The sequence below is a fragment of the Sedimentitalea sp. genome (genome assembly GCF_039973035.1).
In the GTDB taxonomy this organism is placed as follows: Bacteria; Pseudomonadota; Alphaproteobacteria; order Rhodobacterales; family Rhodobacteraceae; genus Sedimentitalea.
The window spans coordinates 1-8344 of the sequence record NZ_JBDWLR010000028.1 but is presented as its reverse complement, the minus strand read 5'-3'; the positions used below and the strand labels follow the sequence as shown (position 1 = coordinate 8344).

Sequence of the window (8344 nt, the reverse complement as noted above, 5' to 3'; positions counted from 1 at the left end):
ATACACTTTCAGCCGCTGCCTATCGCCAAACCAGAGCCGATGCCCACTGGATTTGGGACGACATCACGCGTGACCTGAAGGCTGCCTGAGATCCAGTGCCACGGCTTTCGCCGACAGAAACTCCGATAACTTGACGATGCCGGTCAATCGGCTCTGCCGATCTACTACGAAAGTTTCTCAGGACGGAGGCTGGAAACTTAGCACCAACCATGATATCTGACATTGGTGTTAGATTGCTAAGGTGAGTGCAGAATACTATGTATAGGACCGCCTTTCGTCCGGATATCGTCAAACGATCTTTGATTGTGGCACTTGTGGTTGGCACCGTGCTTAACCTGATAAATCAGGGCGACCAGTTGGTGCATTCGGGATCAGTGAATCTGCTGAAATGCCTTTTGACGTATACAGTGCCCTACTGCGTTGCGACCTATGGTGCGGTCAGTGCTTTGGCGCGGGTGCGATGAATTAGCACAATAAGTGTTGGAATAGATAACATGGCGCATGGCTACGACAACAGAATGCACAAGATCGGCGACCTGTCAGAGGCATCAGGGCTGAGTGTGCGTACCCTGCGTGGCTATGAAGAGCTGGGTATTATTTCCCCCAGTCGCTCAGAAGGCGGGACGCGGTATTATGGCGAAACAGAGCTGGCCATTGCGCGGCTTGCCATGAAGATGAGAGAGTTGAATATCTCTGTCGAGATGATCAAGACGATTGCGACGCGACGGCGCGAGTATGAAACCGGAGATCAATCCAGCGCCGCGATGATGGAGTTATTGGAGCATCTGACCGATGATTTGCGTGATCAGGCGGCTGGCATTTTGGCGATGCAGGATGAAATTCGGCGCACCGTCCGGCTGCTGAAAGGGTGCCAAGGTTGCAAGAACAAGCCAACGCCGCGGACCTGTCCCGAGTGTCCGATGCAGACCAACCCGGACCGCACGGACATGGCGCAGATGATCTGGCAGCCGACTTAGGTTGGTACCCGGAACACCGGGCCGAGCAGTGGCCACCTGATATCAAACTTTGCGTTTTCGTCCTTGCGCAGCACGGACAGATCAGGGTCAGGCAAATCAATTCCCGCAGTGATCGCACCTTGTACCGCGGACCAGGTGGCCATGACCTCTTCCAGTCCGTCCAGATTGCATTTTCTCCGCATTTCCGCCCGTGGGCGCGTGACTGAAACCCCAGCAAATTCGAGGCCTTTGTACCCGGACAGCACAAAGGCGCGCTGCGGCTCCCAGAACGGGGCGATTGCGTCAAAGATTGGGGTGTAGGCGTGTCGGACATCATCGGGCAACGAAATCTCACCCCAGCACAGGGCGGCAAAGACGCCGCCTGGACGAAGTATGCGACGCGCCTCGGCCAGATGTTTGGCGACGTCGAAATGATGCAGCGCCTGCATCGACAGGACCAAATCTACTGACGAGTCCTCAAACGGTAAACCTCCTGCATCCACACACATCGCTTTGACCAATGTATCTGGAAGAAGCGGAATTGGATTGATATCGACGGCGCAGGATGTCGCGTATCGGTTTGCCAGAAATTGGGCGATCTCAGCGCTACCGGCCCCACACTCAACGCTCGTGCACTTGCATAAAGGCAGAGCCGATAGCCAAGACAGGAATTGGTCTGGTTTCATCAGCTCTGCCCTCGGCATCAGTTCATGAGTTTGGCAAATTTCTCCATCTCGCCGTCATGCATATTGTGAGACAATTCCGGTTTTGGGAACTGGCCGCCCGTGGCACGGTTGAAATATTCTGTATAGGCCTTGCGCATTTCACCCATGACATCACCAAAGACTTCGCGCTTGGGCGGGATTGGGAAGACCGAACAGCCGATGATGTCGCTCGATACATGAAAGATGCCGTGCGCGTGCGGACCAGACCCAAGGCTAGCAACAGCAACCGGCAGGTTCTCGTAGCACCATTTCGTCAGTTCGACCGAAGTATGCTCGAACAAAGCTGCGAAAATCCCCGCGTCAATTGAAGCACGCACCAGTTCAACAATCTTCGCGGCGTCTTCTGCTGTGCGCCCCGCTGGCGCATGGCCGGAGTTCATCACCGCGCGTTCGCCTTGAACGCCGAAATGGGCCACAATCGGAATCCCTGCCGCAACGATGGCACGCATATGTTCGATCGTGCCCATTGAGGGTTCAATATGCACACCATCCGCCCCCAGCTTGACCACCCGCGCCGCGTTACGTACCGATTCCTCGATGGAAATACTCGCTGTGGTGTTGGGCATGTTGCAGATGATAAAGGGCGAGGACGCGCCACGCAGAACGCCTTCCAGCATATAGAGCTGCTCTTCAAAATCTACGGTGGCCATAGATTTATGGCCCATCAACCCCATCGGGCCGGGGCTTCCACAACACAGCAAATCCATTCCAAGCTCTTCGGCTATCATCGCACTGGGGGTGTCGTGACACTCCATGCCGACGATGCGCTCTCCTTTTGCGACCTTCTCGGCCAAGTGCTTGAGCCTTGTTTTACGGCGCTTTGTCATCAGATTTCCTCCCTTGATGAAAGATAACGCTTCACGCTAACCGAGTTTCCTTGATTGCTGTGTCAACGCGTTGACACAGCGCGATCAGGACAAGGTCAAATTTCTTGACTGAAGCCGAGAAAGATTTAATCTTACATCATTGTTAGATATTTAAGCCGGAGGGAAGCCGTTGCCCCAGACATCCCGCGAACTAACTCACTTCCACTTTGTCCGGGACCAATTGCTGTCTGGGTACTCTCTCGAAATACCGACATCCAAGGCACAATCTTTTTGCCCGCCTTACGATGTTTTTGTTCCCGGGTCAGACGTTTATCTTCCCCATTTGTCGAACAAGGACGTGGCGGGCCTGGAGGGTGCCTGTAAGACACTCGTTGATTTGGGGTATCAACCAGTGCCGCATGTCGGCGCACGTCACTTCCAAAACGAGAGCCAACTGCGCGAGCATCTGACTGCCGCGCGCTCTGGTGGAGCCTGCCGGTTGTTGGTTCTGGCAGGGGATCGCGACGGCAGTCTGGGGCCCTACAACGACGCGATGTCTGTGCTGGCAGATCCCTCGTTTTCTGACCTGGGGTTTAGCCACATATCAATCAGCGGCCACCCCGAAGGGCACCCCCGGATTGGCGGCGCGCAACTTGTTGAAGCTTTGGAAAACAAGCTGGAATTCTTGGCAGCCCGGGGCATACAGGCTTCCATCACCACCCAGTTCGGTTTTGATGCAGGTTCTTATGCCAATTGGATAAATATGCTGCGCGCGAGGGGAATTGTTACGCCAATAAACATCGGGATCGCGGGTGTGACCTCGATCCCTGCGCTGATCAAATACTCGATGCTATGCGGCGTGGGGCCATCCCTTTCGGCGCTTCGTAAAAGATCCGGTGCAATGGTCGGGCTGTTAAGAGGCTTTCAACCGACAGAACTGATCGACGAGCTTTCGCAGGCGCTTGTCCTGAACGACCGGGCACCGGTGAAATTGCACTTTTTTCCTTTTGGCGGTGCCAAAAAGACCTTTGATTGGGTCGCTGCTCAGCTGGGAAAACCCACATGAACCGTGTAAATCAGGAAGGGACCCTGTGTCAGAATTTGGCTTGGCAAAACTGGACCGAAATTCTGGAGCTTGGCCGCCACGTAAACACAACATCCAATGCGTGGCTCGAAGCCTACAGCCAACAAGATGAGCAAACGGCTGTTTTCTTGAGTGGTCGCGTGGGTCTCCGCCCGATTTCTGACGACGTGGACGACGGTCACGACATTATTGCAAAGGCTGCTCCGGCTATTATCAATTTGTCAGAGACATACACAAGTTCTGAAGCACATTGGATTATCGAAGCATCGAGTATCTATCTCTTCACGCCACTCCGGCTTATGAGTGCCTTCTCCATCTCGGCCCAGTTTGCAGCAAATTTCATGCAAATATTGCAGTGCCAAACTGCCGAAGTGATGTGTTCGCCAATTCATTCCGATTGCGGCTCAAAACGGCTTGCCGCTTCGCTCTTGGCAAGATTGGAAGACGGGCAGCCTGCTGGCCAGAAAGTCTTCGTAACTCAGGCACAGCTCGCGACTGAAACCGGCCTGTCCCGCCAATGGGTCAACCGGCTCTTGAAGCAATTTGAGCGCCAAGGCATAGCAGAGCTCGGCCGCGGCCACGTTTTGTTGCGCGCGCCTGCGAGGCTTGAATGTCAGTTTGGATAGTTCAAACAAAACACTGGGATATTGCAAACAATAAGATGTACGCCGTGTCTATTTGCTTTCCCCAGAGGCCGTCGTCCTGCCCTTAGATATTCAGTCCCGTCATCAGGGCATCCGGGTGCCGAGCAAAGCCCACAATGCAGACCGTCAAGACTGGCCAGTCAATGGCGGCTCTGTCCGCACCTTACCAGTTCGCCGACCGCGCGGCGAAGGTCAGCTATTGTGGACTCGAGTTCGGGTGCGATCAGTCTGCTTTGGGCTGACAGCAGTCATCGGGACAACTCCAAGAAGGCACTAATGATCAAAATCGTGTGCTGCACCGCCGCAAGGCAGCTGTGAGCCCTCTTTGACTAATGCTGCAGCCTGCATGGATGACAGGGATACTTTCAAAAATAGTCGTTCAGCGATGGTCTTTCCGCTTCGACTGCTTCGTGCCGGCGGGCTTTGCAGATATGGTATCCGCTGAGAGGGAGGCGAATTGACTGCCGGGCAGTCTTGCGGCCTGTTCGCACGAGATCCGCATTCATGGTATTCCTCCACTTGGTCGCTCGAATAAGGCGACGTTTCACTTGGACTGATCGAAAGCAATAATGGATAAGCTCTCTGTCATGAACGCGTTCCGCCGCATTGTCGAGCGTGGCAGCTTTGCGCGTGCGGCGGAGGATCTCAGGGTTTCTCCCGCCCTACTAAGCCGTGAGATCAAGCTATTGGAGGAGAGCCTGGGCACGGTATTGCTCACCCGCACTACGCGTTCGATGTCACTCACCGATGCTGGCCAACTCTTCTACGACGAAGCATCAGGTATCCTTGATGCCGTGTCCCAGGTCGAGACGCGCATCCGTGACGGCGCCGGCGCGATACGCGGCCATCTCAAGGTGAACGCCTCTAGTTCCTTCGGTCAGACCGTCATTGCGCCGATCCTGCCCGGGTTATTCGACGCTTATCCCGACCTGCGCCTGACGCTGTCGATGGATGACCGGGTGATCGACATGGTGGAGGGCGGCTTCGATGTTTCGATCCGGATCCGGGCGGCCATGCCGGACTCCGCGCTTGTGGCGCGCAAGCTGGGGACGATGCGGCAACAGGTCTTTGCCGCGTCGTCCTATCTGGATAGTGTCGGTGCTCCGGAAACGCCGCAGGACATTGCCAATCACCGTGTCATCGGTTTTTTGCTTGCCGATCATCTCACAGTCTGGACCCTTCATGGTCCATCCGAAACAGTGACCGTGGATCTTGATCCACCCATCCGCGTTGGTAACAGCCTTGTCCTGCGCGATCTTCTGATCGCCGGCCAGGGCATCGGCACCTTGCCGGATTTCGTTTCAAAAGATGCGGTCGCGCGCGGAGAGCTGGTCCGCGTGCTGCCCGATTGGGAACTGCCCGCACCGGAAATCTACGCGGTGACGGCCTCGCGCCTCGGCATGGATGCGAAGGTCACGGCGTTTCTCGATCATCTGGGCGAGGCGCTGCGCCCCTGACATTCTTCAATCCACGTAAAGAGTGAAGTGAAAGCGGGCCGGTTATTCCGGACCGCCTCATCCCCGATCTTCTCAGGTGACGAAACCCACACCCTTGAGAGGATCCCATGACCCGTGTTCTTGTTCTTTACTACTCCAGCTACGGCCACGTCCGCGCGCTTGCCGAGGCCGAGGCCGAAGGCGCACGTTCGGTACACGGCACCCATGTCGATCTGCGACGCGTGCCTGAAACCGTCCCCGAAGCGATCCGGCAAAAGGCCGAGTTCACAGCGGACGAGACCCCCGTTGCTACTCCAGCCGATCTTGAAGGCTATGACGCCATCATTTTCGGCACCCCGACGCTGTTCGGAATGATGGCCGGGCAGATGAAGTCCTTCCTCGATCAGGCTGGCGGCCTGTGGACCCGGAATGCGCTGGTTGGCAAGGTCGCGGCCGTCTTCGCCTCCACAGGCTCGCAGCATGGTGGACATGAGGCGACGCTGCTGTCCACCCAGATCCCGCTGCAGCACTTCGGAATGCTGATCGCGGGTATGCCCTACACTTTTGCCGGTCAGAAGACGGGCGAGGAAATCGTGGGCGGCGCACCCTATGGCGCGGGCACCATCGCCGGGGCTGACGGGTCGCGCACACCCTCCAAGACCGACCTTTCAGGGGCGCGCTTCCAAGGCGCGCATGTCGCCCGGATCGCCGCACGACTTACCGGGGCAAATTGGCAAGAGGAGGCCGCGTGATGGCTTACCTTACCATAGATTTCTTTCACGACGTCGTGTGCTGCTGGTGCTTCAATATCTCGTCGCGGTTGCGTGACCTTGCCGTCGAGTTCGACCTCGACATCCGGCATCATACCTTTGTATTGCAAGCCAGCCGCGCTGAGATGGCTTCGCGTTGGGGCACGCCAGAGCAAGCCCGTGAGACAATCTTGGGCCATTGGAACGTTTGCCGACAGGTCAGCGACCGGCCCGAGCTGGTCGACATCGGCGCGATGCGCGCGGCCCCGTTCGATTATCCGCACGGGCTGACCGCCGCCGTTGGCTGCAAGGCGGCCGAGCGCATCGGCGGGCAGGCCGCCCATTGGGACATGTTCGACCGGCTTCAGAGCGCGCATTTGACCGACGCACGCAATATTGCCGACCCCGGGGTCGTGCTGGATGCGGCGAGAGCGCTTGGCTTTAATACCGCGCAATTCACAGACCTCCTCAACGACACGGCGACGGTTCAGTCAGTCGAGACCGACCGACAACGCGCCCGGTCGCTACAGGTGCAATCCGTTCCCACACTCATCATCCGGGAAACCGGTGCGCGCCTGGTCAATGGGCCACGCGAAGTCCTTGCGGCGCAAATCCGTGCCGCAAGGCGGCTCGTGGACTGAAGGGTGACCGAGATGAAATCCCTTTTGATCCGACTTTTCAAACCATCGCGGTTGCTGCGCCATGCGCGCTGCGATCTGTCACCTCACCTGCGACGGGATATGGGGCTGCCCCCGTGCCCGAAGCGTCCGCACTCAAAAATTCACACCCTGTGGTAATCCGCCAAACAGGAGCATCGCCATGTCCCGCTCGACCGACATCTTCCTGACCGCCCTAGCGCCTGCCGTCTGGGGTAGCACTTACTTAGTCACGACTGAAGCCCTGCCCGAAGGCTACCCAATTACGCTGGCCGCGTTGCGTGCACTGCCCGCCGGGCTGCTGCTTTTGGCGGTGACACGCTGCCTGCCGCCGCGCGGCTGGCTTGGGCGAACCTTTCTCTTGGGCAGCTTCAACTTCGCGCTGTTTTGGGTGTTGCTTTTTGTGGCCGCCTACCGGCTGCCCGGCGGAGTGGCGGCGACCCTCGGGTCATTGCAGGCGATGATCGTGATTTTCATGGCGCGCGGCTGGCTGGGCGCCCCGATCCGGGCTGGAGCGGTAATCGTCGCAGCGGTAGGGGTGCTTGGCGTTGCATTGCTCTTGGTCAGTCCCGAGGCGCGTCTGGACCCAATCGGCATCGCTGCCGGTGTCGGCGGAGCCGCCTCGATGGCGGCAGGCACGGTGCTCAGCCGGAAATGGCAACCGCCGGTTTCGGCGCTGAGCTTCACCGCCTGGCAGTTAACGGCGGGTGGCCTGATCCTTTTGCCACTGGCGCTGATCGTCGAACCGCCCTTGCCGTCGCTGACGTCGGTGAATTTGGCCGGTTTAGCGTGGCTTGGCCTTGTCGGGGCGGCTGCGACCTATGCGCTTTGGTTTCGGGGCGTGGCGCGGATCGAGCCCGGAGCCGTTGCCATGCTGGGCATGATGAGCCCGGTGACGGCGGTGGCACTGGGCTGGATCTGGCTTGGCCAGTCTTTGTCGCTGGTCCAGTTTCTGGGCGCCTTGATCGTTCTTGGCTCCGTCTGGTTCGGACAGAGGGCGAACCGACCACAAGCGCACCAGATGATCCGCACAACTCGGAAACATGCTCAGGCAATTGTCTGAAGGACGCAGGAACAGGAGTTTGCCATGCAACAACTTCAAATGACCTCGGCTTCGGCGCGCGATATGCGTTTTGCCGGCCTGCTCTACCTAGGGTCAGGACTCATAGCCAATAGATGACGGTTGCCGCTAGCGCGATTGCGGAGAGGAAGACCTTCGGGCACCTGTCGTATCGGGTCGCGACCCGTCTCCAATCTTTCAACCTGCCGAACATGATCTCGATGCGAT

The 8344-nt window shown here is 57.8% G+C and carries 11 protein-coding genes; 8 read left to right on the top strand and 3 right to left on the bottom strand.

Going from position 1 to position 8344, the window contains the following annotated elements; genetic code table 11:
• The first annotated feature begins 257 nt into the window (after nucleotides 1-257).
• Together nrtS and ABJO75_RS06265 are read left to right on the top strand one after the other, a co-directional pair.
• Entirely contained in the window at nucleotides 258-464 is a 207-nt protein-coding gene (gene nrtS, locus ABJO75_RS06270; protein WP_348126028.1) for a nitrate/nitrite transporter NrtS, read from the top strand.
• A 30-nt stretch (nucleotides 465-494) separates the two neighbouring features.
• Complete coding sequence (locus ABJO75_RS06265) at nucleotides 495-977, top strand: MerR family transcriptional regulator (RefSeq protein WP_348126027.1); 483 nt, start codon at nucleotides 495-497, stop codon at nucleotides 975-977.
• On the opposite strand, the gene ABJO75_RS06260 is transcribed toward ABJO75_RS06265, so the two are convergent.
• Both ABJO75_RS06260 and ABJO75_RS06255 read right to left on the bottom strand, forming a co-directional pair.
• Nucleotides 974-1642, bottom strand: coding sequence for a class I SAM-dependent methyltransferase (locus tag ABJO75_RS06260; protein WP_348126025.1), 669 nt, complete (start codon nucleotides 1640-1642; stop codon nucleotides 974-976). The two genes, ABJO75_RS06265 and ABJO75_RS06260, sit on opposite strands and share 4 nt — an antisense overlap.
• A 17-nt stretch (nucleotides 1643-1659) precedes the next feature.
• Nucleotides 1660-2508, bottom strand: a complete 849-nt coding sequence (locus ABJO75_RS06255; RefSeq protein ID WP_348126023.1) for a 3-methyl-2-oxobutanoate hydroxymethyltransferase — start codon at nucleotides 2506-2508, stop codon at nucleotides 1660-1662.
• Between the two features lie 337 nt (nucleotides 2509-2845).
• Here ABJO75_RS06255 and ABJO75_RS06250 point away from each other — a divergent pair, with 337 nt between their 5' ends.
• The 6 genes from ABJO75_RS06250 (at nucleotide 2846) to ABJO75_RS06225 (ending at nucleotide 8119) form a co-directional block, all read left to right on the top strand.
• A complete protein-coding gene (locus ABJO75_RS06250) occupies nucleotides 2846-3553 on the top strand; it encodes a methylenetetrahydrofolate reductase (RefSeq protein WP_348126021.1) in 708 nt (235 codons plus the stop codon).
• Entirely contained in the window at nucleotides 3550-4197 is a 648-nt protein-coding gene (locus ABJO75_RS06245; protein WP_348126019.1) for a helix-turn-helix domain-containing protein, read from the top strand. Before ABJO75_RS06250 ends, ABJO75_RS06245 begins: the two co-directional genes overlap by 4 nt.
• Nucleotides 4198-4802: 605 nt before the next feature.
• Nucleotides 4803-5672, top strand: a complete 870-nt coding sequence (locus ABJO75_RS06240; RefSeq protein WP_348126017.1) for a LysR family transcriptional regulator — start codon at nucleotides 4803-4805, stop codon at nucleotides 5670-5672.
• 107 nt (nucleotides 5673-5779) lie between these two features.
• A complete protein-coding gene (gene wrbA / locus ABJO75_RS06235) occupies nucleotides 5780-6403 on the top strand; it encodes an NAD(P)H:quinone oxidoreductase (protein ID WP_348126015.1) in 624 nt (207 codons plus the stop codon).
• Nucleotides 6403-7041 (top strand): DsbA family protein, encoded by a 639-nt coding sequence (locus tag ABJO75_RS06230; protein WP_348126013.1) that lies wholly within the window; start codon nucleotides 6403-6405, stop codon nucleotides 7039-7041. Before wrbA ends, ABJO75_RS06230 begins: the two co-directional genes overlap by 1 nt.
• Before the next feature lie 178 nt (nucleotides 7042-7219).
• Nucleotides 7220-8119 carry an EamA family transporter gene (locus ABJO75_RS06225; RefSeq protein ID WP_348126011.1) on the top strand — a complete coding sequence of 300 codons (900 nt, stop codon included), beginning with the start codon at nucleotides 7220-7222 and terminating at the stop codon, nucleotides 8117-8119.
• Between the two features lie 100 nt (nucleotides 8120-8219).
• Here ABJO75_RS06225 and ABJO75_RS06220 read toward each other — a convergent pair.
• Nucleotides 8220-8344, bottom strand: a 125-nt coding sequence (locus ABJO75_RS06220) for a transposase (protein ID WP_333483675.1), incomplete at its 5' end; no start/stop codon positions are given.

Coding starts and splice junctions, on each gene's coding strand:
- ABJO75_RS06240 (WP_348126017.1), top strand. CDS start 4,803: ATGAACGCGTTCCGCCGCATTGTCGAGCGTGGCAGCTTTGCGCGTGCG.
- ABJO75_RS06225 (WP_348126011.1), top strand. CDS start 7,220: ATGTCCCGCTCGACCGACATCTTCCTGACCGCCCTAGCGCCTGCCGTC.
- ABJO75_RS06230 (WP_348126013.1), top strand. CDS start 6,403: ATGGCTTACCTTACCATAGATTTCTTTCACGACGTCGTGTGCTGCTGG.
- ABJO75_RS06260 (WP_348126025.1), bottom strand. CDS start 1,642: ATGAAACCAGACCAATTCCTGTCTTGGCTATCGGCTCTGCCTTTATGC.
- wrbA (WP_348126015.1), top strand. CDS start 5,780: ATGACCCGTGTTCTTGTTCTTTACTACTCCAGCTACGGCCACGTCCGC.
- nrtS (WP_348126028.1), top strand. CDS start 258: ATGTATAGGACCGCCTTTCGTCCGGATATCGTCAAACGATCTTTGATT.
- ABJO75_RS06265 (WP_348126027.1), top strand. CDS start 495: ATGGCGCATGGCTACGACAACAGAATGCACAAGATCGGCGACCTGTCA.
- ABJO75_RS06245 (WP_348126019.1), top strand. CDS start 3,550: ATGAACCGTGTAAATCAGGAAGGGACCCTGTGTCAGAATTTGGCTTGG.
- ABJO75_RS06255 (WP_348126023.1), bottom strand. CDS start 2,508: ATGACAAAGCGCCGTAAAACAAGGCTCAAGCACTTGGCCGAGAAGGTC.